Genomic DNA, 24952 nt, shown 5'->3' with positions numbered 1-24952 from the left:
CTACCCGCAACGGTCTCAGGTCAGCCGAGTCGCGTCCCCGGGCAAGGGGCTGGCAGGCATGGAAAAGCCGCCCCTTTTGCGGGGGCGGCTCGCCAGTCATTCGCGATTTACGGCGGCGCGGATCAGAGCGCGGCCATGACCTCGTCGGAGACCTCGAAATTCGCGGTCACGTTCTGGACGTCGTCATCGTCTTCCAGCGCGTCGATCAGCTTCATCAGCTTCTGCGCATCCTCGAGGCCGAGCTCGGTCGTGGTCTGCGGCTTCCAGATCAGCTTGGCCGATTCAGACTCGCCCAGGGCCGCTTCCAGCGCCGTGGAGACTTCGCCCAGATCGGTGTCCGCGCAGTAGATCGTGTGGGTCTCCTCGTCGGATTCCACATCCTCCGCGCCCGCCTCGATCGCCGCTTCCATGATCGTGTCGGCATCCCCGGCCGCGGCCAGGTAGACGATCTCGCCCTTGCGGTCGAACATGAAGCTGACCGAGCCGGTCTCGCCGAGGTTGCCGCCGTTCTTCGAGAAGGTGGAGCGGACATTCGACGCGGTGCGGTTGCGGTTGTCGGTCATCGCCTCGACGATGATCGCCACGCCGTTCGGGCCGTAGCCCTCGTAGCGGATCTCGTCGTAGTTCTCCGCATCGCCGCCGGTCGCCTTCTTGATCGCGCGGTCGATATTGTCCTTGGGCATCGACTGCCCCTTGGCCTCCTTGACGGCCAGGCGCAGGCGCGGGTTCTTCTCGGGATCGGGGTCGCCCATCTTGGCGGCGACGGTGATCTCCTTGGAAAGCTTCGAGAAAAGCTTAGAGCGCGCCGCGTCCTGCCGACCTTTGCGGTGCTGGATGTTGGCCCATTTTGAGTGGCCTGCCATGGGTCCTCTCCATTCAATCTGTCTGTATCGGCGCGTATCTACAGCAACATGCCATGCTTGGGCAATCCCGCCCCGCAAGCCTCTCGCCCGGGGCGTTTCAGAGCGGGAAGAAGATCGGGATCGCCGCCGAGGCCAGGAGCCCCATGGTCAGGTTGAGCGGCACGCCCACCTTGACGAAATCGCGGAAGCGGTAGCCGCCCGGACCCAGCACCATGGTGTTCGTCTGGTAGCCGATCGGCGTGGCGAAGCTGGCCGAAGCCGCGATCATCACCGCCACCACGAGCGAGCGCGGATCGACCCCGAGCGCCTGCGCAAGGCCGATCGCGATCGGCGTCACCACCACCGCGACGGCGTTGTTCGACACCATCTCGGTCAGGACCGAGGTCAGCAGGTAGATCGAGTAGACGATGAAGAAGGGCGGCATCTTCGCCAGGAGCGGCGCGATCCCCTCAACGATCAGCTGCACTGCGCCGGAGCTTTCTAGCGCCGCGCCGACCGCGAGCATCGAGAAGATCAGCGACAGCAGCCGCCCGTCGACGAAGGAATAGGCCTCGTCGGCATCGATGCAGCGCGTCACCAGCACCAGCGCGACGGCGAGCACCGACAGCAGCAGGATCGGCGCCACGCCGAAGCCCGCGAGCAGCACGATCCCGGCCAGGGTGGCAATGGCGATCGGCGCATGCTGGCGGCGGTAGGCCCGCGCGGTGGGCGAGCTGACATCGACCAGCTCCATGTCCTGCGCCAGGCGGCGGATGTCCTCGGGCGCGCCCTCGAGCAGCAGCGTGTCGCCGACGCGCACCACGATATCGTCGAGCTGGCGGCCGACATTCTGGTTCGAGCGGTGCACCGCGAGCGGATAGACCCCGTAGCGGCGGCGCAGGCGCAGGCTGCGCAGCGAGCGGCCGACGAGCTTGGCCCCCGGGGTGATCAGCACCTCGACAATGGCGGTCTGCACCGAGGAGAGCTTGTCGACGAGCCGCAGGTCCTTGTTCTGCTGGAAGCCCAGCAGCTCTTCCATCTCGGTGCGCAGGACGACGCGGTCGCCGGCCTCGAGCACGACGGAGGACAGGTCGCGGCGCAGCGAGGCGTCGCCCCTGAGCACGTCGATCAGCCGCACGCCCTCGCGCTTGAAGAGCGGCACTTCGAGGGCCGGCTTGCCGACCAGCGAGCTGTCCTCGGGCACGGCGACCTCGGTGAAGAACTTCATCTTCGAGCGCCCCGAGAGCATGGTCGCCATGCTGTCGCGGTTGGGCAGCAGGTGCCGCCCGAAGAGATAGAGGTAGATGAGCCCCCAGAGCACGACCAGGAGGCCGACCGGGGTGACTTCGAAGATGCCGAACGGCTCCTGCCCCTGGGCGCGCGCGACGCCGTCGACCAGCAGGTTGGTCGAGGTGCCGATCAGCGTCACCGTGCCGCCGAGGATCGCCGCATAGCTGAGCGGGATCAGTATCTTCGACGGCGAGACCCCGAGCGAGCGCGAGAGCTGGATGAAGACCGGGATCATCACCACCACGACCGGCGTGTTCGACACCACCGCCGAGGCCGCCGCCACGAACAGGAGCAGCACCGCCACGGCGAGCCCCGGCCGCCCCTTGGCGAAGCGGTCGATCCGCTGGATGAACCAGTCGAGCGCGCCGGTCCTGACCAGCGCCCCCATGACGATGAACATCGCCGCAATGGTCCAGGGTGCCGGGTTCGACAGCACCGAGACCGCTTTCTCGTAGGGCAGGATGCCCAGGATCAGCATGAGCGAAACGCCGATAAGGGCGGTCACTTCCGCCGGATAGCGCTCCGTCATGAACAGGACGAACATACCAATGACCACGACAAGCGCCGCGACCGGCTGGCTTATCGGAATCCACTCATACCCAAGCATCCGGACAGGCACCTAACTTTTCTTCGCCCGCACAGATTGGTTCATGCGCCCGCACGCCACAAGGGACAAATGCGACGCGGGGCATGCGGCGCTCTGGCACGACCGGCCCCGCTCAGGGCGCCGCCGGGGCCAGTTTCCCGCCCTGGCGCACCATTTCCACGCGGATCGCGCGGCCGCTGGCATCGTCGGTTTCCACGAAGAGCCCCGACAGCGTCGCCTCGCCCGAGGCGGGGGTGAAGCGGCCCTTGGGCATGCCCGTGATGAAGCGGCGCAGCGGCTCGTCCTTGTCCATGCCGATCACCGAATTGTAGTCGCCGCACATGCCGGCATCCGACTGGTAGGCGGTGCCGCCATGGAGGATCATCGCATCGGCGGTCGGCACATGGGTATGGGTGCCCACCACGATCGAGGCGCGGCCGTCGCACCAATGGCCCATCGCCATCTTCTCGGAGGTGGCCTCGCAATGCATGTCGACAAGCATGGCATGGACCTGCCCGCCGCGGGGATAGTTCTTCAGGATCGGCTCGATCGCCGAGAACGGATCGTCGAAGGGCCGCTTCATGAAGACCTGGCCCAGCACCTGCGCCACCAGGACGCGGCGGCCGTCGGCGGTCTCGAAGACCCGCGCGCCCTTGCCGGGCGCCGCCTTGGCGAAGTTCAGCGGACGGACGATGCGCGGCTCGCTGTCGATGAAGGAGAGCATGTCGCGCTGGTCGAACGCGTGGTCGCCCAGCGTGATGCAATCCGCCCCCGCCGCCAGCAGGTCGCGCGCATGGTCGGCCGAGAGCCCGTGGCCCGACGTCGCGTTCTCGCCATTGACCACCACGAAATCGAGCTGCCACGCCTCGCGCAGCCGCGGAAGGCGGGAGATCACGGCATCGCGCCCCGCCCGGCCCATTACATCGCCTAGAAACAGAATTCTCATGCCGCCTGCCTAGTCCCGCCGGGGCGCCGGGGCAAGGGCGCGCGCGCCGCCCGCCGGCGGATTTGCCCGGCCCCGCGGGACGCGGGCTCAGCCGCCGGTGCGGATCAGCCCGTTCTCGGTAACAATCCCGTCGAGCGGCTGGTCGGTCGGCTCCTGCGGCAGCGCGTCGAATTCCTGCGCGGCATAGGCGAAGCCGTAGGCGCGCACCGGCCCCCGGGCGCGCAGCCGGTCGAGCGTGCGGTCGTAATGCCCCGCGCCATAGCCCATCCGCCCGCCCTGCCGGTCGAAGGCCAGCATCGGCACGACCAGCAGATCGGGCACCGCCTCGGGCGCCTCGACCGGCGCCGACGTGCCGAAGCCCGCCGCCGACAGCGCAACGCCGGGCGACCAGAGATGGAAGCTGAGCGGATGCTCGCGCCCATGGGTGACCGGCAGGCACAGCCGGTGGCTCGCTGCCAGCGGCATCAGCGCGGGCAGCGGGTCGATCTCGGTGCCGATCGGCGAATAGCCCGCGACGGTCTTCCCGGCATAATCGGCCAGCACGGCGGCCAGCGCCGCCAGCGCGGGCGCGGGATCGACCGCGCCATGGGCCGCCGCGCGGCGCGCCTTCGCCTCGGCGCGGATCGCCGCCTTCTGCTCCGCCAGCCCGGTCACAGCAGCACCAGCGTCGCAAGGCCGAGGAAGGCGAAGAAGCCGACCACGTCGGTCACGGTGGTCACGAAGGTCCCCGAGGCCAGCGCCGGGTCGAGCTTCAGCCGCTCCAGCGTGACCGGGACGAGGATGCCCGAGAGCCCGGCGATGAAGAGGTTGATGACCATCGCCATGGCGATCACGCCGGCCAGCGCGAGATTGCCGAACCAGACGATCTCGATCGCGCCCATGATGACGGCGAAGGCCAGGCCGTGGACAAGGCCGACCGCGCCCTCCCGGCGGATCACCCGCATCAGGTTCGAGCGCGTGAGGTCCTTGGTCGCCAGCGCCCGCACCGCGACGGTCAGCGACTGGGTCCCGGCATTGCCGCCCATCGAGGCGATGATCGGCATCAGCACGGCCAGCGCGACCAGTTCGGCCAGCGAGTCCTCGAAGACCGAGATCACCATCGAGGCGACGATCGCCGTCGCGAGGTTGACCACCAGCCAGGGCAGCCGCGACTTCACCGTGTCCACCACCCCGTCGGAGATCGAGCTTTCGTCCGAGACGCCGGCGAGGCGCAGGATGTCCTCCTCGGCCTCTTCTTCCAGCACGATCATCGCGTCGTCGATGGTGATGACGCCCACCAGCCGCCCGGAATCGTCGACCACCGGGGCCGAGATCAGGTGGTACTGGTTGAAGGCATAGGCGACGTCCTTCTCGGGCAGGTCGACCGCGATAGTGCGGAAGGTCTCCTCGGTGATGTCGCTCAGCCGAACGTCGCGCTTCGAGGCCAGCAGCCGGCCGAGCGTGACATAGGCGTTCGGGCGCATCGCCGGATCGACCAGGATGACATGGTAGAACTGCTCGGGCAGCTCCTCGGCGGTGCGCAGGAAGTCGATCGCATGGCCGACCGTCCAGTCGCCCGGCGCGACGACGAATTCGCGCTGCATCAGGCGGCCGGCGGAGTATTCCGGATAGGTCAGCGCCATCTGCACCGCGACCCGGTCGGAGGCGTCGAGCGCGTCGAGGATCGCCTCCTGGCGGTCTCCCTCGAGGAATTCGACCAGGTCGACCACGTCGTCGGTGTCGAGATCGCGCACTGCCTCGGCCAGGGCCTCGGGCGCCAGGGTCTCGATCACCTCCTCGCGGATGTTCTCGTCGAGCTCGGAAAGCACCTCGCCGTCGATCTGCTCGGGCACCAGCGCCAGGATCTGCTGGCGCTCGGGGCCGCTGACCTGTTCCAGAAGGTCGGCGATGTCGGCCGAGTGCATCGGGTCGAGCACTTCGTTCAGCCGGGCGACATCCTCCTCGGCCAGCGCCGCCTGGATCTTGCCAAACCGCCGCTCGCCCTCGCTATGGCTGTCCTCGTCGATCTCGTGGCCGCTCTCCGCCTCGGCGGCGGCAGGGTCCTCGGTCTCGGGGGTCTCGGGATTGCGGTCTGGCTCGGTCATGGGGCCCCCTAGCTGCGCGGATGACGCGGGCACCATAGGCATCGCCGGGCGGCGCGCAAGGGACGGGTTGCATTTGCCCTTTCCCCGCCGCGGCGCACGGGGCAACATTGGCGCGAACCGATGCGAGTAGACGATGTCCCGACTGATCCTTGGCCAGACCCTGAGCTTCACCGCCGATCCCTTCGCGGTGCCCCATGACGAGGCCGTGCGGCACGAGCGCCGCGGCGCCGTGCTGGTCGAGGACGGCAGGATCGCCGCCGTCGGTCCCGCCGACGCGCTGCGCGCCGCCCATCCGCAGGCGCAGGTCACCGATCACGGCGACGGGCTGATCCTGGCGGGCTTCGTCGACAGCCATGTGCACTATCCGCAGACCGCGATGATCGCGAGCTGGGGCAAGCGGCTGATCGACTGGCTGAACGACTACACCTTCCCCGAGGAGATGCGCTTCGCCGATCCGGACTATGCCGCGGAGATCGCCGGGCGCTATCTCGACATCGTGCTGGCCAACGGGACGACGACGGTCTGCTCCTACTGCACGATCCATCCCGAAAGCGTCGACGCCCTCTTCGGCGCGGCCGAGCGGCGCGGCATGCGGATCGCGGCGGGCAAGACCTGCATGGACCGCAACGCCCCCGACGGGCTGCGCGACAGCCCGGCCCTCGCCTATGACCAGTCGAAGGCGCTCTTGGAGAAATGGCACGGCAAGGGGCGGGCCGGCTATGTCATCACCCCGCGCTTCTCGCCGACCTCGACGCCCGGGCAGCTCGAGGCGCTCGGCGCGCTCTGGGCGGAGAATCCCGGCTGCCTGATGCAGACCCATCTGAGCGAGCAGACCGACGAGATCGACTGGGTGCGCGGCCTCTATCCGGAGGCGCGCGACTATCTCGACACCTACGAGCGCTTCGGCCTGCTGGGCGAGCGGGCGCTCTACGGCCATGCGATCTGGCTCGAGGCGCGCGAGATCGCCCGGCTGGCCGAGACCGGCGCGGCGCTGATCCACTGCCCGACCTCGAACACCTTCATCGGCTCGGGGCTGTTCCCGACGCGCCAGCATGCGGTGGCGGGCCAGCCGGTCGGGCTGGCCACGGATACCGGCGGCGGGTCGAGCTTCTCGATGCTGCGCACCATGGCCGCCGCCTACGAGGTCGGCCAGCTCTCGGGCACGCCGCTGCATCCGGCGCAGCTCCTGTGGCTGGCCACGGCCGGGTCGGCGCGCGCCATGCATCTGCAGGACAGGATCGGAAATCTGGAAGCGGGCAAGGAGGCCGACATGGTCGTGCTCGACCTCGCCTCGACCCCGGCGATCCGCCAGCGCGTCGACGAGGCGGAAACGATCTGGGAGGCCCTCTTCCCCACCATCATGATGGGCGACGACCGGGCCGTGGCCGCGGTCTACCTGGAGGGCGCGCCCGCGCCGCGCGGCGCGGGCTGAGCCGCAATCAGAAGCGGCGCGGCAGCATGCTGCGCTGCCAGGATTCCATCATCGCCATCTGGGCCTGGGCCATCTGGGCGACGAAGGAGGAACGGCGGCGCGTGACGGGTTCCGCTGCGGTTTCCACCGGGCGGGACTTCAGGAAGTCGGCTTCTCCATCTTCGATGAAGGCTTCAAGATCTTCTCTCGTCAGCATGTCGTTACCCCTAATCTCAGGGCCCGGTGTTTTCCGAACCGCTTTGTTAACTCGTCGCCGGCAATTTCGTTCCGCGCGGTCCGCATTTGCTAGCATAATGTTGCGCGATGGCGCTAGCAGTTTCGCCCATTATTTACGACCATAGTTTAGACTTTCGCCGCGATTTTGTTCAGATCGCGAAGAAATATACCGCATACGGCGGTATTCCGTTAGCGCCGGACACGCCCGCGCCCGCCCTGGCGGCGCCGCGCCGCGGCGTCCGGACCCCCTGCCCGCCCCTGGCGCGAATCGCATGTCCCTGCCGCCTCCGCGGCCGCGCCGCGCGCTTGGCCGATCCGAAAGTCTCGAAAAAATCCGGGTGACGCAGGGGCCGGCAATGCTAGGCTCGCAGCCGTGGAATCCATTTGGAAGACGCCGCGGCGGGGCCGGAGGAGGACCGGCGCCCCGCGGCGCGCAGGGAGGACGGATATTTGGATAGCAAAGCACCCATAGCAGCAGCCGTGGCCGGCGTGGTCGGCATTCTGGTCGGCTCGATGATCGCCCCTTCGGGCCCCGACCGCGAGGAGATCGCCGAGATCGTCAGCGAGAAGCTGGCCGAGGACCGCGCGGCCCCCGACCCGATGGCCGAGCGGCTCGACGCGCTGCAGGCCTCGGTCGACGAGCGCTTCGCCGCGCTCAGCAGCGCGGTGGAGCCGCAGATGGGCGATCTGGGCAGTTCGGTCGCGGCGCTGCAGGAGAAGTTCTCCGGGCTCGAGACCACGGCGCAGAGCCTGATGGACCGCTCCGCCTCGGATCTGGAGACGCTGCGCTCGCAGATCGACGGCGTGGCCAGCACGCTGGGCGACGCTGTCAGCAAGGCGGCGGCGTCGCAGGTCTCCGCGCTGCAGGGCCAGCTCGACCAGCTCCGCGGCGCGCTGGCGAACCGAACCGGCCCCGCCGCGCCCCCCGCCCGGCCCGAGGCCCCCGCGCCGCAGGACAGCGCCGCCGCCCCGCCCCCGCAGGCCGGTCCCGGGAACACGCCCGGCAGCACCGCGATGCTCGCCGACGGCGCGCTGCGCGTCTTCGTCTCGCGCGTCTCCGAGGACGACCAGGCCGCGCGGCTCTCCGTCCAGGGCGAGCTGGTCTCGCTGCCGGTCGGGGAAACGATGCTGACCATGGCCGGGAACGAGTACTGCATGGTGACGCTGGACGGCGTCTCCGCCGGGACGGCGCAGCTCAGCGGCGCCTGCGGCGACGACCTGCCGGAGGCCGAGGGCCTGCCGCCGGGCCATACCGCCGTGCTGAAGGACGGCGCGATCCGCGTCTTCGTCTCCCGCGTGGAGGACTGGCCGCCGCGCGCGCGGCTGTCGATCAACGGCGAGATGAAGCAGCTCGGGGCCGGACGCACCGCGCTCCTCTCCGCCGGGGACCAGCTCTGCGGCGTGCGGCTCGACGGGGTCGACCGCGGCCATGCCAGCATTAGCGCCGCCTGCGGCGACGAGCTGGACGTGGCCGAGGCGATCGGCCCGGGCAGCGCGGTGTCGCTGGGCGACGGCAAGGCGCGGGTCTTCCTCTCCTCGGTGGGCCGCGACGGGCGCAGCGTGCGATTCTCGGTCAGCGGCGTCGACGGGCTGCAAACCCTGGCCGAGGGCGGTCGGCTGGCACTCGGCGACGGCTGCGCCGTGGCGGTCGAGGGCGTGGCCGCCGGCAAGGCGATCTTCGGCTATGACTGCGAGGACTGAGGCCCCCCGGCCCTGACCGCGTTCCGCCGGGCCCGGCCCGGCGGCTCCGCGCGCCGGACATGTCATCCAGCGCCGCAAGTATTAATCAATTCCTACCAATCCCGCCGCTCTGCCCCAATTCCGCCACAATTGAGGGGCAGTTTCCTCAAATTAGAGGAAAATGAGCGGAGACTTTTCCGGTGATCACCTTTGCCCCCCTGTCCGCCGCGGCCGCCCTGGCGCCCGCGCGGCCGGAGCCCGGCCCTGCGGCCGAAGCCGACCCCCTGGTATCCCGTCCCGCCCCCGCGCGGGACCATGACGCGCCGGGCCTGCCGGCCTATAACGACCTGATGGCAAGCTGCCTGGCCGCATTCTACGACGAGCGCGTGCTGCATCCCGACCCGACGCCGCGCGGGGTCGAGATCGACCGCATCGAGATGATCGAGCAGGGCTTCGACCATATCCGCGAGCTCTTCGCCGCGATCAGCGCCGCCGCCGCCGAGGATCTGGGCCCCGCGACCGACCTGCGCCTCTGACGGCGCCCCGGAAGCCGTAAGGGATTCGAAACCAGAACCGTGCCACGACTGTGCCACGTTCTTGATTGCGCGGAGACGCCCTTATGGCAGACGACAAGGCTAAGCGGAGCGGGCCGGTGCCCGGCCGCGGCACGGAGTTCCATATCTCGGAGCTCTTCTTCTCGCGCACTGACGGGCGCGGGGTGATCGCCTCGGGCAATGCCGTCTTCGAGCGGATCAGCGGCTTCACCTATGACGAGCTCCTGGGCGCGCCGCACAAGATCGTCCGCCATCCCGACATGCCCAAGGCGGTGTTCTGGCTGCTCTGGGACCGGCTGAAACGCGGCGAACCGGTCGGCGCCTATGTCAAGAACCGCACCAAGGCGGGCGGCTACTACTGGGTCTTCGCCGTGGTCATGCCGATCACCGGCGGCTATCTCTCGGTCCGGCTGAAGCCGTCCAGCAAGATGTTCGAGACCGTGCAGGAATTCTACCGCCGCCTGCGCGCCCGCGAACTCGACGCGCCCGGTGATTTCACCCCGGAACTCAGCGGGCAGGAGCTGCTCTCCGGCGTCAAGGAGCTGGGCTATCCCGACTATGTCGCCTTCATGGCCGCCGGCCTGACCGCCGAGCTGATGTCGCGCGACCGCATCCAGGGCAAGCCGGTCGACGACCGGCTGGAGGCCTTCGACGCCATGTCCCGCGCCGTCGGCGACATCTTCAAGGAAGCCAACGCGCTCTATGCCGATTTCCGCCGGATCGAGCAGATCCCGGTCAATCTGCGGCTGCAGGCCTCGCGCTGCGAGGCCTCGGGCGGCCCGGTCAGCGTGATTTCCGCCAATTACAGCAACCTCGCGCGGGAGGCCCTGGCCTTCGCCTCGCGCTTCACCGATTTCGGCCAGCGGGTCCTCGACGAGATCAGCCTCGGCCTTTTCATGATGGGCAGCGCGCGGCTGCAGCGGGAAATGACCCGCACCTTCGAGGGCGAGGCCGATAGCGGCGCGCCGATCGACCACAAGCGCGAGATGGCCCTGCTCAGCGCGCATATGCAGCGCTGCGGCGACATGGCCCGCAACACGGTCGGGCGGATCCTGGAGCAGTCCGAGCGCTTCATCGACGACAGCCGCCGGATGCGCCGCTTCATCAGCGGGCTCGACGTGACCCGTGTCACCTGCCGGATCGAGACCGGCTGGCTGTCCGATGACGATGGAGGCTTTCACGACATCATCAACAAGCTCGACGCCTTCCACGAGGACGTGGAGCGGCGGATGAAGCATATCGACTCTCTCAACGACAACATCATCGAGCGGACGACGGCGCTTCTGAACCGCTCCAGCCGCCGCAACTCCGCCCCGCCGCCCGAGGCCACCGCCGCCGAGTGATCCGGCCATCGCCGGACCCGCCGCGGCAGCCCGGCGCCGATCATCCGGACCGCCATAGCGAAGCGCTTTCCGGTAGTCCCTGCCGGGACCAGCGCGGGCGGAACCCTTGGCCCCGGGACTTCGCCGCAAGCTGCTAGTCCAGATGACGACCGGATCGGACCGGGACAGACAGCGCAAGCCGCCGGCCTGAATGAATCCCGCGGTCAAAGCCAGACCCGCCGCGCGGAGATCGCTGTGGCAGGCGGGCAGCCGATCATCTGGACCGTTACCCTCGCAGAGCGCAGTTCCGTAGACATTGCCAGGACCAGCGCGGGCGGAGCCTTTGGCGCCGGGACTTCGCCGCAAGCTGCTAGTCCAGATGACGACCGGATCGGACCGGGACAGACAGCGCAGACCGCCGGGCTGGCACAGTGACCCGGCCAAGGCCAGACCCGCCGCGCGGAGATCGCTGTGGCAGGCGGGCGGCCGATCATCTCGACCGTTGCCCTCGCAGAGCACGGTTCCGTACATTGCCGAGGACAGCACGGACTGGGTTCTTGGCACCACGACCGTGCCGGATGTCTCTCCGCCAGACCTCCGCAAGACCGGGCCGGGTTCGGAAAAGGGACCTCTGGGCTGGCTGAATGATCGCACCGCCACCAGAACCGCCGCGCGGAATTCCCCCCCGCACCCGGAAAAGAGTCCCTGCCCGGCGCGCGTCTACAGAGATTGCCAGGGATGATGCGGACCGTGTCCTTGGCGGCGGGACCTGACCGGTGGCCGCGGCACAAGTCGCCTCCGCTCGGAGGGGGCCGGGACCGAAAGCGCGGAGCTGACGTCAGGCAGGGCGATCCGGTCACCGCCGGACCCGCCCCGCGGAAACGACGATCGCAGGCAGGGACCAATCACCCGGATCGGACCCCTCGCCAAGCGCCGTCCGACGGACATTGCCGAGGACGACGCGGACGCCCCGGTGGGAATGGGACATGGCCGGAGGCTGCGCTGCCAGACGCCGCACGAACGGACCGGGGCCGGCCGTGATGGCGCGCGCGTCGACAGGGGCAAGTGCAGAGCGGCGCGCGCGGCGCCGCCCTGCCGGAGATCAGATGGTGAAATTCGTGCCGCCGCCGTCGAGCAGGATGTTCTGCCCGACGATGAAGCCCGCATGGACCGAGCAGAGGAAGGCGCAGGCCTTGCCGAATTCCTCCGCCGTGCCGTAGCGGCGCGCCGGGATCGTCGCCTCGCGCCGGGCGCGGGCCTCTTCCATCGTGATCCCCTCCTTCGCGACCACGCCGCCATCAAGGCTGACCGCGCGGTCCGTGGCGTGGATGCCCGGAAGGAGGTTGTTGATCGTCACGCCGAATTCCGCCACCTGGCGCGAGGTGCCCGCGACATAGCCGGTCAGGCCGGTGCGCGCCGAATTCGACAGGCCGAGCTGCGGGATCGGCGCCTTGACCGACTGGCTGGTGATATTGACCACCCGCCCCCAGCCGCGATCGCACATCCCCGGCAGCAGCGCGGTCATCAGCGCGATCGGCGCCAGCATGTTCGCGTCGAGCGCCTTGATGAAATCCTCGCGGCCCCAGTCCTTCCAGAGCCCCGGGGGCGGGCCGCCCGCATTGGTGACGAGAATGTCGACCGGCCCGGCCGCCTCGAGCACCTTCGCCTGGCCCGCCTCGGTGGTGATGTCGGCCGCGACCGCCGTCACCGCGACGCCGAGCGCGCGCAGCTCCGCCGCCGTCGCCTCCAGCGCCTCGGCGCCGCGCGCGTTCAGCACCAGCTCCACGCCCTCGGCGGCCAGCGCCGCCGCGCAGCCCTTGCCAAGGCCTTTCGACGAAGCGCAGACCAGCGCCTTTTTCCCTGTGAGTCCAAGGTCCATGAGCCGTCCTTTCCTGTTTCGCGGCGACCCTAGCGGCGGCGCGGGCGCAGGACAATGGCTCAGCCGAGCGCGTGGCCCTCGGGCTTGGCCATCTCCTCGGGCTCGACATGGATGGTGATCCGCGCGCCGCGGTCATGCAGGCGCAGCGCCTTCTCCACCCGGTCGCAGATCACGTGGCTGTCGCGCACGGTCATGTCGCCCGGCATGATCAGGTGGAACTCGATGAAGGTCACCGGGCCCGAGCGGCGGGTCACCAGGTCGTGCATCTCCAGCGCGCCATGGGCCGCGCCCGAGATCGCCGCGACGATCGCCGCCTGCTCCCCTTCCTCGACCGCCTCGTCGAGCAGCCCCGCCAGCGAGCCGCGGATCACCGCCCAGCCCTGCCAGACGATATGCAGACCCACGGCCAGCGCCAGGAGCGGGTCGAGCACGTGCCAGCCCGTGGCCCAGGCCAGCCCCAGCCCGAGCAGCACGCCGCCGGTCGTGACCACGTCCGACATCAGGTGATGGCCGTCCGCCTCGAGCGCGGGCGAGCGCGCCTGGCGCCCGCGGCGGATCAGGTGCCGCGCCCAGCCCCAGTTCAGCGCCGTCGCCGCCAGGCTGATCGCGATCGCCGCCGGGCCCAGATCGGCCGGGACCGGGTTCATCAGCGCCCGCGAGGCATCCATCAGGATCATCGCCGCCGCGACCATGATGAGCGCGCCCTCGAGCACCGCCGAGAGATACTCCACCTTCTGGTGGCCATAGGGGTGGTTGTCGTCCGCCGGGCGCCGCGCATAGGTCATCGCCAGCAGCGCGGTGATCGCCGTCACCACGTTCACGATCGATTCGAGCGCATCCGAATACAGCGCGACCGACCCCGTCATCCGCCAGGCCACCAGCTTCAAGGACAGCACCGCAATGGCGACGGCGATCGACAGCATGGCCTGGCGCAGGAGCGCGGCGGGATAGGGTTCGTGCGGCGGCATGGCAGGTCTCCGTGGTGCGGGCGCTCCCCCTAGGACCATTTTCCCGCGGAAAAAACCCTTTCCTGAGAATCGTTCCGAACTTGCGTGAAGAATTGCGCGCCTGCCCGGCCCCGGCTATATGCCGCCCATGCTGGACCGATCCCATAACTCCCCCTCGCTGCCGCCCGAGATCGCGCGGCGCCGCACCTTTGCCATCATCTCGCACCCGGATGCGGGCAAGACGACGCTGACAGAGAAGTTCCTTCTCTACGGCGGCGCCATCCAGATGGCCGGACAGGTCCGCGCCAAGGGCGAGGCGCGCCGGACGCGCTCGGACTTCATGAAGATGGAGCAGGACCGCGGGATCTCGGTCTCGGCCTCGGCCATGTCCTTCGACTACGGACAGTACCGCTTCAACCTGGTCGACACGCCCGGCCACTCGGACTTCTCCGAGGACACCTACCGCACGCTGACCGCGGTGGATGCGGCGGTGATGGTGATCGACGGCGCCAAGGGCGTGGAGAGCCAGACGCAGAAGCTTTTCGAGGTCTGCCGCCTGCGCGACCTGCCGATCCTGACCTTCTGCAACAAGATGGACCGCGAGAGCCGCGACGTCTTCGAGATCATCGACGAGATCCAGGAGAACCTGGCGATCGACGTGACGCCGGCGAGCTGGCCGATCGGCATGGGGCGCGACTTCCTCGGCTGCTACGACCTTCTGCGCGACCGGCTGGAGCTGATGGACCGCGCCGACCGCAACAAGGTCGCCGAAAGCGTCAAGATCGAGGGGCTCGACGATCCCAAGCTTGCCGAACACGTCCCGGCGGAGCTGCTGGCGCAGCTGCGCGAGGGGATCGAGATGGCGCGCGAGCTGCTGCCCGCGCTCGACCCGCAGGCGGTGATGGACGGCACGATGACGCCGATCTGGTTCGGCTCCGCGATCAATTCCTTCGGGGTGAAGGAGCTGATGGACGGGATCGGCGACTACGGCCCCGAGCCGCAGCCGCAATCGGCCGAGCCGCGCCAGATCGCCCCCGAGGAGAAGAAGGTCGCGGGCTTCGTCTTCAAGGTCCAGGCCAACATGGACCCCAAGCACCGCGACCGCGTCGCCTTCCTGCGGCTGGCCTCGGGCCATTTCACCCGCGGCATGAAGCTGACCCATGTGCGCACCAAGAAGCCGATGGCGGTGTCGAACCCGGTGCTGTTCCTCGCCTCCGACCGCGAGCTGGCCGAAGAGGCCTGGGCGGGCGACATCATCGGCATCCCGAACCACGGGCAGCTGCGGATCGGCGACACGCTGACCGAGGGCGAGGCGCTGCGCGTCACCGGCATCCCGAGCTTCGCGCCGGAGCTGCTGCAGGGCGTGCGCTCGGGCGATCCGATGAAGACCAAGCACCTGGAAAAGGCGCTGATGCAGTTCGCCGAGGAAGGCGCGGCCAAGGTCTTCAAGCCGATGATCGGCTCGGGCTTCATCGTCGGCGTCGTCGGCGCGCTGCAATTCGAGGTTCTGGCGAGCCGGATCGAGCTGGAATACGGCCTGCCGGTGCGCTTCGAGCCGTCGCAATTCACCTCGGCCCGCTGGGTCACGGGGCCGAAGGACAAGCTCGACAAGTTCGTCGACACCAACAAGGGCCACATGGCCGCCGACAATGACGGCGACATGGTCTACCTGACGCGGCTGCAATGGGACATCGACCGGATCGAGCGCGACTATCCCGAGCTGACCCTGTCGGCCACCAAGGAAATGATGGTCTGAGAGCCGGCCGCCAGGCCGTCTCCCTCTACGTCTCCCTCTCGGGTTCCGGCTCGTTGGCGAGCGCAACCAGCTCGGTCCGCACCTGCGGGTCGAGCACCACCCCCGCCGCATCCATGTCCGCGATGCATTCGCGCGCCCGCGCCCGGTCCTGCCGGAGCACGCTCTTCTTCAGGATCGGCAGGTCCAGCACGGTCAGGAAGGGCAGGATCAGGCAGTCGCTGGAGCTGGTCCGGTCCAGCACCTCGAGCAGCATCCCCTCGATTTCCGCGTCCGTCACCTCCTCCGGGCGGCTGCGGTGGCGTTCGCAGAATCCGCGCCAAGCGGGCACTATCTTCGGGGCGCCGACGATCAGATGCTCCAGCAGGACACGCTGCTCTGCCGGGCCCAGCCCCTTGATATACGCGGCGGCATCGGCCTTCGACAGCAGCACCTCGCTCTGGAAGCCGGCCTTGGCGATGGCCAGCGACAGCCCGATCTCGCCGCGGAAGATCACCGTCTGCTTGCGCGAGCAGAGGATGTAGCGCGACCAGAACCGCTGGAAGGCAGGCGCGTTGAAGAGCCGGCCGCGGACCAGGAAGAGATAGGAGGTGACATGCCGCTTGCGGCGGTATTTCGGCGGCTTCTTCCCGGCATAGAACCCGTCGGTCACGCCGACATGATCGGCCTCCACCGCCCGCATCCGCGCCAGCAGGTCAGTGCCCTGCCGCGCCGGGAACCAGATGCTGTCATTGATGAAGAGCACCTCTTCGGGCGCGAGACCGCTCTTGCGGATCCGCGCCACCCCCTCGTGGTAGCCGCCGAAATCATAGCCTAGGTTGCGCCGGATCACGAGCTGCCAGCAATGGGGCAGCAGCCGCGCGACCTCGTCCTCTGAAAGCGGCGCATTCGCCACCACCAGGGGGGCGAAGCCCTCCTCCGCGAGATGGCGCAGCGTCAGGAGCGCGCTCTCCGCCAGGGCGGGAACCGGGTAGATCACGAAGATAGCGACCGAGCGCCCCGGCACGATCTGCCCTGCGCGGACCTGCGTGCTCAGCGGCGCCATCAGGCCGCCGACGGCCCCGCGCAGCATGTCCGCCGCATGGATGCGCAGGTTGGTGACCTGCACGACGATCCGGCGCGTCTCCCGCTTCAGCTTGTCCTGCCACCGCATGCGCCTACGCTTTCCGTGCTGCCAGGGCTTCGATCTCGCTGCGCACGCAGGGCCGGAGCGCCACGCCGCGCGAATCGCACATCGCAAGGAACTTCACCGCGTTCGGCGGATGCTTGATATTGGCCTTCTTGACGAAGTCGACCTGGCCCGATGCCAGCCCGTTCACCGCCAGCGAATCCCAGGGGTTCAGGTCGTAGAGCAGCTCCAGCGCCGCGTCGCGCAGCGGCTCCAGCGGCTCGGTCCTGTCGCCGAAACGGGCGACCAGCGCGGCATGGCTGTCGCGGATGCGGGTATTCAGGACCGGAAGGTCGCGCAGGAACTGCGCCAGCCCGGCCCGGTCGAGCGCCGCGACGCGGTCGCGGGTCTCCTGCCAGTCCATCAGCGCCCGCGGCGCGAAGCCCGCCGCCGCCATGGCGCGGCTGAAGCCGACCTCGCCCAGCTCCACCACCTTGGCCTTCTCGGCATAGAGCGGCAGCCCGTCCCAGAAGGCGGCGAATCCCGGATGGCGCAGCACCGCGGGGCTCAGCAGCATGCCGAAGGACGAGCCGTAGACCTGCCGCACCAGCGCGTCGCTGCGGCGGCTGCGCGGGCGGTACATGAAATTCGACAGGACCGCGTAATCCGCCCCGAGGCCCGCCAGATCCGCCAGCGTGTCGCGCTGACCGGTAGCGGGCAGCCAGACCGTGTCATTCAGGATCAGCAGCGCCCCGGGCTCGGGCGCGGTCTTGCCCAGGTACCAGAGCCCGTCGCGGTAGCCGCCGAAATCATAGCCGATATTGGGCCGCTGGATCACCCGCCAGGCCATCCCGGCCAGCCGCCCGGCATCTTCCGCGGGCACGCCGCCATTGCAGACGACCAGGGGCGCATAGCCCGCCGCCTGCAGCGCGGCGAGCGTCTCGTAGGTGGAGGCGGCCACGCCGCCCGGCTGGTAGAGAAGGAAAAGCGCCGCCCGGCCGGTCCAGGGCAGCGCGCCCTCCCGCACGTCGAGCCGGTCTTCGCGGGCGCGCTGCCACCATGCCGCCAGGGCCCGCGCCTTCGCCTTGCGCAGCGGCGCGGACACCTGTCCCTGCAGCCGCCGCAGCTCGCGCATCAATTTGGATTGTCCGCCCATTCTTCCTCTCAGCGGGTTCGAAAACCGCGGCCTGCTCCCCCGGCAGGAAAATATCCGAGGCTTCTAGCAGCCCCCTTTTCCCCCGGCAACGCTGGAAAATGACACATATCCCGGGACCTTTCCCCCAAAAAGTTGACGGCGACACTGCTTTCCGCTAGACGGCTGCCGGGTGCCTTGTTGCACCACTTGATGCTGGGACGCCCAGAATTTCGCGTCCTGACCAACAGTTCGGCGGCCCGATGCCGCCCATGGGACGTGAATGACGAAGTTTTCGGATCTAAAACTGGACCCCAAGGTCCTCAAGGCCATTGACGAAGCGGGCTATGAGTCCCCGACACCGATCCAGGCAGGCGCCATCCCGCCCGCCCTGGAAGGCAAGGACGTGCTCGGAATCGCCCAGACCGGCACCGGCAAGACGGCCAGCTTCACGCTGCCGATGATCACGCTTCTCGCCAAGGGCCGTGCCCGGGCGCGGATGCCGCGGTCGCTGGTCCTGGCGCCGACGCGCGAGCTGGCCGCACAGGTGGCGGAGAATTTCGACACCTATACCAAGCACATGAAGCTGACCAAGGCGCTGCTGATCGGCGGCGTGAGCTTCAAGGAGCAGGACGCGCTGATCGACCGCGGCGTCGACGTGCTGATCGCGACGCCGGGCCGCCTGCTCGACCATTTCGAGCGCGGCAAGCTTCTCTTGACCGGCGTGCAGATCATGGTGGTCGACGAGGCCGACCGGATGCTCGACATGGGCTTCATCCCGGATATCGAGCGGATCTTCTCGCTGACGCCCTTCACCCGGCAGACGCTGTTCTTCTCCGCCACCATGGCGCCGGAGATCGAGCGGATCACCAACACCTTCCTCTCCTCGCCCGCGAAGATCGAGGTGGCGCGCCAGTCGACGGCCTCCGAGACGATCACCCAGGGCGTGGTCAAGTACACCCCGTCCCGCAAGGACCGCCAGGCCAGCGAGAAGCGCGCCGTCCTGCGCGCGCTGATCGACAGCGAGGGCGAGGCCTGCACCAACGCCATCGTGTTCTGCAACCGCAAGACCGATGTCGACATCGTCGCCAAGTCGCTGTCCAAATACGGCTACAACGCGGCGCCGATCCATGGCGACCTGGAGCAGTCGAAGCGGATGGAGGTCCTGCAGGGCTTCCGTGACGGCAAGCTGCGCATCCTCTGCGCCTCCGACGTTGCCGCGCGCGGCCTCGACATCCCGAATGTCAGCCACGTGTTCAACTTCGACGTGCCGAACCACCCCGAGGACTATGTCCACCGCATCGGCCGGACCGGCCGCGCCGGGCGCAAGGGCACCGCGCTGACGATCTGCGTTCCCTCCGACGAGAAGCAGCTGGCCGCGGTCGAGTCCCTGCTGAAGACCGAGGTTCCCCGCGTCGAGAGCCCCTATTCCCCTGCCCCGCGCAAGCGCAAGGCGGCAGAGGAGGTCGAGACCGCCGAAGAGCAGCAGCCCAAGCGCACCGTCTCGCGCGGCGAGCGCAAGTCGCGCAGCGACCGGGCCGAACGTCCCGAGCGCGCTGAACGCGCCGAGCGTCCGGAACGCGCCGAACGTCCTGAGCGCAGCGAGCGTCCGGAACGCAGCGAACGGCCCGAGCGCAGCGAGCGCGGCCCCCGCCGCGGCCGCGACCGCAAGGACGAGCCGGTGCTGGGCATGGGCGATCATATGCCGAGCTTCATGGCGCAGAGCTTCGAAGAGCGCCGCCAGTCCGCCAGCGCCTGACGCGCGGCAGAAAGCAGACACAGGAAAGGGGCCATCGGGCCCCTTTTTTCATGTCCCGGGCCGCCAGGCTCCGGGCCGCCGCCCCGGCATCCCCGCTCGAAACTGCGCCGGTCCGGATCGTCGGCACGAAGATTTCCCCGACCACGCAGCCCGCTATCCCGCCTTCGGCGTCTTGCGCCTGCGCAAGCCTGCGGTCCGCGCCGAGGGCTCCATTTGGGGTCTGACTCAATTTTGATGCAGGCCTTTGCCTATGGCATCGCGGTGATCCCCGCCTTCAGCGTTGCGACACCCGCCCGGCCGTACATCTGCCGCTTCAGCATCTTAAGGCGGTTGATCTGTCCCTCTGTCTGGCCGTTCGACCATGGTCCGGTCAGGGCTGCGGCGACCGCATCGCAATCTTTCCGGAGACCGCGGGCAAGGGCGTCCGGCATGCTGTCCTCGGCCTCTTCGAGCCAGGGCGCCAGCGCGGCTTCCATCCCGTACCGCACCATCTCCGTGAATCTGCCGGCCAGAATTCGGGCGGTTGCCAAGGCCGGCAGAGCCGCCTCGATGCGGGCGACCATGAGCGCGTCTTCCCGGTTCAGATGGTCCCGGCCCAGTGTCGGCAGCCGCGCGATCTTGCGGGCGGGCGGCGCTTTTCCTGTACCCGCCGGAACCGCCTGCTCTGCGCGGCGCTGGCGGGGGGCCCAGTCGCCGAGTTCAAGACGGTCTGCGAAGCAGGTCGATCGATCCGCGGGATCGATCGAAGTCGCAGAACCCGGAGGCTGCCCCTGAAGCCATCGGAACGCAGGCGGCGCCAGAGCTCGGCGCCGGGCCGCACAGCCACCTGACCATTCCCGTTCCAGCCTGGGCAGCCTCGGCGCCAGGCTGCTCTCGCGGATGCCGAAGACGTCCTCGCGCTCGCCGCGAAGGACCTGCCGGACGAGCTTCCGGCTGCGGCCGGTCTGGCGCATGATCTGCCGGTCAGGCCATGCCGCTACCGGCGAGTTGCCGGAGTGCGCAGGGGACCGTCGCGCCAGTGGCGCGGCGAAAGCCCCGCAGCACCCGGTTGGCCTGCCGGCGCCGCAGGAAGCCCTCGCATTGCAATTTTTCCCCCGCCGTCAGCATCTTGGGGTCCAGCGTCAGGGCGCCGACCGCCTTGCGGATCGCGGGCATGCTCCTCTTCACAGCCAGCAGGAAGGCTTCGCTCGCCTGCTGCGGGACTTTCGCGGCCGCACTGCGGCCGTCCGCCATGGCCTCGGACCAATGGCGGCATCATGGCGAACTCCCTGCGCAGTCCGGCAGATGCCAGCGATCCGCAACCCGTTGTCCGGCAGCGGTTTGCGCGCAAGCCGCGAGAGGAGGGACCGCATCCGGCAGGGCCCGCGCGACCGCGCCCGCGTAGCCACTATTGCGGTCCCGCGCGACGATCCCGATCTGCGGGTGGTTCCTCAGCCAGGCTTCCACGGTTGCCGGTTCGCGATCGGGCAGAAGGTCAATGACCCGGTGCCGTTCGAGGTCGCAGATCAGCGTTCCGTAGCGCTGCCCCTTCCGCCAGGCCCGGTCATCGATGCCGATCACCCGTGGCTCCGGCATGTCCCGGGTGCCATCGGCCGGGAGGCTGCGCAGGAACTTGTTCCTGCTGACGCGGAGCAGGAGCCGCCGTCCGAGCGCCTGGGCGGGGCGGCCGCCAAATGCCAGGGCGAGATGCCGGACCCGTCCCTGCATCCGCGTGGTCCGACGCCCCCAGGACCGGGCGGCCTCCGGGCGGAGGCGCTCCGGGAAGATCGCCTGGGGGCATCGCGGCGCGCGACACCGGAGGCGCCGGACCGTGACGAGAACACCGACTTCCAGCCCGTGCGCGGGCAGATCGGCGAGCCGGCGGACGTAGTGGCTGTGAACATGTCGGGACCGTCTTCCACAGCACGGGCAGGACGCCGAAACGGCGGCGGAGCGTGCGGAGATTTCGATGAGCCCCACCCCGGCGGAGACTTTCCCGGCGGCAAGACCAGCTGGAAGCAGCGTTTTCATGCTCAATCGTTGCATCTCGCTTATCCTCCTGAACTTAAGTCAGAAAGATAGCTGAACTTACGTCAGAAAAATAGGCACCCCGCATGCGCGGCCTGCATCAAAATTGAGTCAGACCCCCATTTGGGCGCGAATCCCCCCTACTGGGCAGCGGATCCCCTTCCCAGCCGAAGCTCTTGCATCGGCCCGTTCCAGGCTGCGCGCCTCCGCGTTGCCGGAACCGAGCCCCCCTGGTCCAGGCGCACGCCGTGCAGCGCCCAATGGCAATCGGCACGCCGGACAGCACTCAGCGCCCGGCCCTGCCGTCATGCCCCGCTATCCCTCCGGAACAGCCGCCCCGCAGGAGCCTCAGGCAGAACCGGCGCCACCCGATGACCTGCCGGATCGCAGGCCGTGACGCGCTGCGCGGTCAGAACTCCGCACGCCCGGGACGTGCAGCGCCCGGATGGCGACCGCGCGCAGCAACGGAAAAAGGGGCCCGGAGGCCCCTCTCGAAAGTCTGCCATGCTGAGGATCAGTAGCCGGGCCAGAGCCCCGGGGTCGCCAGTTCCAGGCAGTGCCCGTCCGGATCGCGGAAATAGAGGCTGTGCCCGCCGCGCGGCCAGGCGGCCTCTCCCTCGATCTCGACGCCGTTCGCCTCGAGATGCTGCCGCCAGGGCTCCAGCGCCTCCGCGGCGATGGCGAAGGCCATGTGCACCGGCCCCTGCCCGTCATGCGGCGGGATCGTGCCTCCGGGGAAGCGCACCGTCTCGGTCGTCGCGCCCGCCTCGAACAGCAGGAGCACGCCCTGGCCGCCGACATCGAAGGCCTTCAGCCGCTCCTGGTCCGACAGAACCGGCAGCCCCATCACGTCCCGGAAGAACGCCATCCCGCGGTCGAGATCGGCGACATAGAGCACCGTCTCGAGGATGGCGCCGATCCGGGGCGCGCCGCTCATTCCGACAGCCGGCTGATGACGACCGTGACTTCGGGCTTCTTGCCGACCTCGTTCTGGCTGCTGTTGCGCACGGTGCGCCGCATCACCTCGGTCAGCTTGTCGTCGTCGATCAGCACGTCGTCATCGGCGCGGCCGATCACCTGGGCCAGGTCGTCCTCGAGGATCTCCTCCAGCGGCGCGCGCGAGCGGCCATTGGCGGGCAGGCCCATGATCTCGCACCAGGGCTCGCCCAGCGGATCGTCGTTCTCGTCGATGATCAGCGTCACCAGCACATGGCCGTTCAGCGCCATGCGGATCCGGTCGCGCACAACCCCGTCCATCGCCCCGATCAGCGAGGAGCCGTCGAGATAGGTCCGGCCGGTCTCGACATAGCCGACCACCTTGGGCTCGTTGCCGGTGAGCTGCACCATCGTGCCGTTCGGCGCCAGGATGCCCTTGAAGCCGTTCTCCGCGGCAAGCTTCACATGCTCGCGCAGGTGGCGGTGCTCGCCATGCATCGGCACGACGATCTGCGGGCGGACGATCTTGTGGATCTCGGCCAGGTCCGGGCGGTTGGCATGGCCCGAGACGTGGTAGAGCCCGGAATTGTCGTCGACCACGTCGACGCCCTTCTCGCTGAGCTGGTTGATGATCCGGAAGACGCCGCGCTCATTGCCGGGGATGATCTTCGAGGAGAAGAGGAACGTATCGCCCGCCTTCAGCTCGAGCCCGAGATACTTGCCGCGCGCCAGCTGCGCCGAGGCGGCGCGCCGCTCGCCCTGGCTGCCGGTGACCAGCAGCAACAGGTTCTCGCGCGGGATCTGCGCGGCATCCTCGACAGCGACGGTCGAGGGGAAGTCCTTCAGCACGCCGGTCTCGATCGCTTCGGTGACCATGCGGCGCATGGCCCGGCCCAGCAGCACCACGGAGCGCCCGGCATCGCGCCCGGCCTCCGCCAGGGTCTTCAGCCGCGCGATGTTCGAGGCGAAGGTCGTCGCCACGACCATGCCGCTGCAGGAGCCGACCATCTTGCGGATCTCGGGCCCCACCAGAACCTCGGACCGCCCGGGGTTCGGGTTGAACACGTTGGTCGAGTCGCAGGCCAGCGCCAGCACGCCCGGCGCCGCGACCTCGGCCCAGAGATCGGGATCATAGGGTTCGCCGACGCCCGGATCGCGGTCCAGCTTGAAATCGCCCGTGTGCACGATCCGGCCCTTCGGCGTGTCGATGACCAGCGCCGAGCTTTCCGGGATCGAATGGCTCATCGGCAGGTAGGCGACCTCGAAGGGCCCCGCCTTGACCATGTGCGGCCAGGGCTCGACCGTCGTCACCTCGGTTTCGGGCGCGTCGGCCTCTTCCATCTTGCGCCGGGCAATGGCGGCGGTGAAGGGCCGTGCATAGACCGGGCATTTCAGCCGCGACCACAGCCGCCCCACCCCGCCGACATGGTCCTCATGCGCGTGGGTGACGAAGACCGCCTCGATCCGGTCGCGCCGCTCTTCCAGCCAGGCGATGTCCGGGAAGATCAGGTCCACCCCGGGCGTCGAGTCCATGTCCGGAAAGGCGACGCCCAGATCGATGACGATCAGCCGTTCCCTGTCCTTCGGCCCGTAGCCGTAGACATAGCAGTTCATTCCGATCTCGCCCGCGCCGCCGAGGGGCAGGTAGATCACTTCATCCGTACTCATTCCGGTACCGCCATTTCATCTGGATCGCCGACGCGATCCTTGTTGTAATTATAGATGACGGTGAGCCCGTGCATCGTCAGGTCTTCCTCGAAGACGTCGAATAGCGCATCGCCCTGCTGAAACAAAGGGGCCAGCCCCCCGGTGCCGATGACTTTCATGGGACGGCCGCGTTCCGCCTTGATCTGCGTCACGATCCCCGAGACCAGCCCGACATAGCCCCAGAAGACCCCGGACTGCATGCAGGCGACGGTATTGGTGCCGATCACCTTCTCGGGCTTGGTCACGTCGACATGCGGCAGCGCCGCCGCCGCCTGGTGCAGCGCCTCGAGGCTGAGATTGACGCCGGGCGCGATCACCCCGCCGATATAGGCCCCGTCCTCGCCCACCACGTCGAAGGTCGTCGCGGTGCCGAAATCGACGATCACCAGATCCCCGCCGAAGAGGTCGAACCCCGCCACCGTGTTGACCAGCCGGTCCGGCCCGACCTGGGTGCCGGGATCGACCCGCGGCTCGACCGGCAGCTCGCAGCCGGGCTTGCCCACGACCATGGGGCGGCAGTTGAAATAGCGGTTCGCCAGGACCCGCAGGTTGAACACCACCCGCGGCACGGTCGAGGAGATGATGACCGCGTTGATCGGCGCGTCGAGGCGTTCATGCTCGATCAGGGTGGAGAGCCAGACATGGTACTCGTCGGCGGTGCGGCTGTGATTGGTGGAGATGCGCCAGCGGCCGAGCAGCTGCCGCCCGTCCCAGATGGCGAAAACGGTGTTGGTGTTACCGCAGTCAATGGCAAGTAGCATGGGGTCGGTCC

Annotated in this window: 22 protein-coding genes; 6 read left to right on the top strand and 16 right to left on the bottom strand. The window is 68.8% G+C overall.

What is annotated here, in order from left to right; all coding sequences use genetic code 11:
* Positions 1-122: 122 nt before the first annotated feature.
* From FGX59_RS24185 to mgtE, 5 genes are all read right to left on the bottom strand, one after another.
* Positions 123-863, bottom strand: a complete 741-nt coding sequence (locus tag FGX59_RS24185; protein ID WP_138469701.1) for a YebC/PmpR family DNA-binding transcriptional regulator — start codon at positions 861-863, stop codon at positions 123-125.
* 97 nt (positions 864-960) lie between these two features.
* On the bottom strand, positions 961-2739 hold the full coding sequence (locus FGX59_RS24180; protein ID WP_138469700.1) for an SLC13 family permease: 1779 nt from the start codon (positions 2737-2739) through the stop codon (positions 961-963).
* 112 nt (positions 2740-2851) lie between these two features.
* A complete protein-coding gene (locus FGX59_RS24175) occupies positions 2852-3664 on the bottom strand; it encodes a TIGR00282 family metallophosphoesterase (RefSeq protein ID WP_138469699.1) in 813 nt (270 codons plus the stop codon).
* 87 nt (positions 3665-3751) lie between these two features.
* Positions 3752-4318, bottom strand: a complete 567-nt coding sequence (locus FGX59_RS24170) for a 5-formyltetrahydrofolate cyclo-ligase (protein WP_138469698.1) — start codon at positions 4316-4318, stop codon at positions 3752-3754.
* A complete protein-coding gene (mgtE, locus tag FGX59_RS24165) occupies positions 4315-5748 on the bottom strand; it encodes a magnesium transporter (protein ID WP_138469697.1) in 1434 nt (477 codons plus the stop codon). Before mgtE ends, FGX59_RS24170 begins: the two co-directional genes overlap by 4 nt.
* Positions 5749-5881: 133 nt before the next feature.
* On the opposite strand from mgtE, the gene guaD reads away from it, so the two are divergent.
* On the top strand, positions 5882-7180 hold the full coding sequence (guaD, locus tag FGX59_RS24160) for a guanine deaminase (protein ID WP_138469696.1): 1299 nt from the start codon (positions 5882-5884) through the stop codon (positions 7178-7180).
* 7 nt (positions 7181-7187) lie between these two features.
* Here the strand turns inward: guaD and FGX59_RS24155 are convergent, their stop codons facing one another.
* A complete protein-coding gene (locus tag FGX59_RS24155; protein ID WP_138469695.1) occupies positions 7188-7376 on the bottom strand; it encodes a hypothetical protein in 189 nt (62 codons plus the stop codon).
* A 470-nt stretch (positions 7377-7846) separates the two neighbouring features.
* Here FGX59_RS24155 and FGX59_RS37740 point away from each other — a divergent pair, with 470 nt between their 5' ends.
* The 3 genes from FGX59_RS37740 (at position 7847) to FGX59_RS24140 (ending at position 10973) form a co-directional block, all read left to right on the top strand.
* Entirely contained in the window at positions 7847-9097 is a 1251-nt protein-coding gene (locus tag FGX59_RS37740) for a hypothetical protein (protein WP_171060804.1), read from the top strand.
* A 179-nt stretch (positions 9098-9276) separates the two neighbouring features.
* Positions 9277-9612, top strand: a complete 336-nt coding sequence (locus FGX59_RS24145; RefSeq protein WP_138469694.1) for a hypothetical protein — start codon at positions 9277-9279, stop codon at positions 9610-9612.
* An 83-nt stretch (positions 9613-9695) separates the two neighbouring features.
* On the top strand, positions 9696-10973 hold the full coding sequence (locus FGX59_RS24140; RefSeq protein WP_138469693.1) for a PAS domain-containing protein: 1278 nt from the start codon (positions 9696-9698) through the stop codon (positions 10971-10973).
* A gap of 1081 nt (positions 10974-12054) precedes the next feature.
* Here FGX59_RS24140 and FGX59_RS24135 read toward each other — a convergent pair.
* Positions 12055-12831: an SDR family oxidoreductase gene (locus FGX59_RS24135; RefSeq protein WP_138469692.1), complete on the bottom strand. Its 777-nt coding sequence runs from the start codon at positions 12829-12831 to the stop codon at positions 12055-12057.
* Between the two features lie 59 nt (positions 12832-12890).
* Positions 12891-13799: a cation diffusion facilitator family transporter gene (locus tag FGX59_RS24130; protein ID WP_138469691.1), complete on the bottom strand. Its 909-nt coding sequence runs from the start codon at positions 13797-13799 to the stop codon at positions 12891-12893.
* Between the two features lie 127 nt (positions 13800-13926).
* Here FGX59_RS24130 and FGX59_RS24125 point away from each other — a divergent pair, with 127 nt between their 5' ends.
* The gene (locus FGX59_RS24125; RefSeq protein ID WP_138469690.1) at positions 13927-15534 is read left to right on the top strand and encodes a peptide chain release factor 3; all 1608 of its coding nucleotides are present in this window, start codon (positions 13927-13929) and stop codon (positions 15532-15534) included.
* 25 nt (positions 15535-15559) lie between these two features.
* On the opposite strand, the gene FGX59_RS24120 is transcribed toward FGX59_RS24125, so the two are convergent.
* Together FGX59_RS24120 and FGX59_RS24115 are read right to left on the bottom strand one after the other, a co-directional pair.
* A complete protein-coding gene (locus tag FGX59_RS24120; RefSeq protein WP_138469689.1) occupies positions 15560-16684 on the bottom strand; it encodes a rhamnan synthesis F family protein in 1125 nt (374 codons plus the stop codon).
* A gap of 4 nt (positions 16685-16688) precedes the next feature.
* A complete protein-coding gene (locus tag FGX59_RS24115; RefSeq protein WP_138469688.1) occupies positions 16689-17795 on the bottom strand; it encodes a rhamnan synthesis F family protein in 1107 nt (368 codons plus the stop codon).
* Between the two features lie 259 nt (positions 17796-18054).
* Between FGX59_RS24115 and FGX59_RS24110 the strand changes: the two genes are divergently transcribed.
* Positions 18055-19530 (top strand): DEAD/DEAH box helicase, encoded by a 1476-nt coding sequence (locus FGX59_RS24110; protein WP_138469687.1) that lies wholly within the window; start codon positions 18055-18057, stop codon positions 19528-19530.
* A 248-nt stretch (positions 19531-19778) separates the two neighbouring features.
* Here the strand turns inward: FGX59_RS24110 and FGX59_RS39790 are convergent, their stop codons facing one another.
* The 6 genes from FGX59_RS39790 to FGX59_RS24090 all read right to left on the bottom strand — a co-directional run bounded on the left by FGX59_RS39790 (position 19779) and on the right by FGX59_RS24090 (position 24941).
* A complete protein-coding gene (locus tag FGX59_RS39790) occupies positions 19779-20483 on the bottom strand; it encodes a hypothetical protein (RefSeq protein ID WP_370296231.1) in 705 nt (234 codons plus the stop codon).
* 10 nt (positions 20484-20493) lie between these two features.
* On the bottom strand, positions 20494-20763 hold the full coding sequence (locus FGX59_RS39785) for a hypothetical protein (RefSeq protein WP_370296229.1): 270 nt from the start codon (positions 20761-20763) through the stop codon (positions 20494-20496).
* Between the two features lie 21 nt (positions 20764-20784).
* Positions 20785-21540 carry an ISL3 family transposase gene (locus tag FGX59_RS39780; RefSeq protein WP_370296239.1) on the bottom strand — a complete coding sequence of 252 codons (756 nt, stop codon included), beginning with the start codon at positions 21538-21540 and terminating at the stop codon, positions 20785-20787.
* Between the two features lie 511 nt (positions 21541-22051).
* Positions 22052-22474: a VOC family protein gene (locus FGX59_RS24100; protein ID WP_138469686.1), complete on the bottom strand. Its 423-nt coding sequence runs from the start codon at positions 22472-22474 to the stop codon at positions 22052-22054.
* Positions 22471-24141, bottom strand: coding sequence for a ribonuclease J (locus tag FGX59_RS24095; protein ID WP_138469685.1), 1671 nt, complete (start codon positions 24139-24141; stop codon positions 22471-22473). Before FGX59_RS24095 ends, FGX59_RS24100 begins: the two co-directional genes overlap by 4 nt.
* Positions 24138-24941, bottom strand: coding sequence for a type III pantothenate kinase (locus FGX59_RS24090; RefSeq protein WP_138469684.1), 804 nt, complete (start codon positions 24939-24941; stop codon positions 24138-24140). Before FGX59_RS24090 ends, FGX59_RS24095 begins: the two co-directional genes overlap by 4 nt.
* Between the last annotated feature and the right edge of the window lie 11 nt (positions 24942-24952).

It is taken from the genome of Poseidonocella sp. HB161398 (genome assembly GCF_005870025.1).
Lineage (GTDB): Bacteria > Pseudomonadota > Alphaproteobacteria > Rhodobacterales > Rhodobacteraceae > Mangrovicoccus.
Note: the sequence above shows the minus strand (reverse complement) of the source record. Positions and strands in the feature narration are given on the sequence as shown.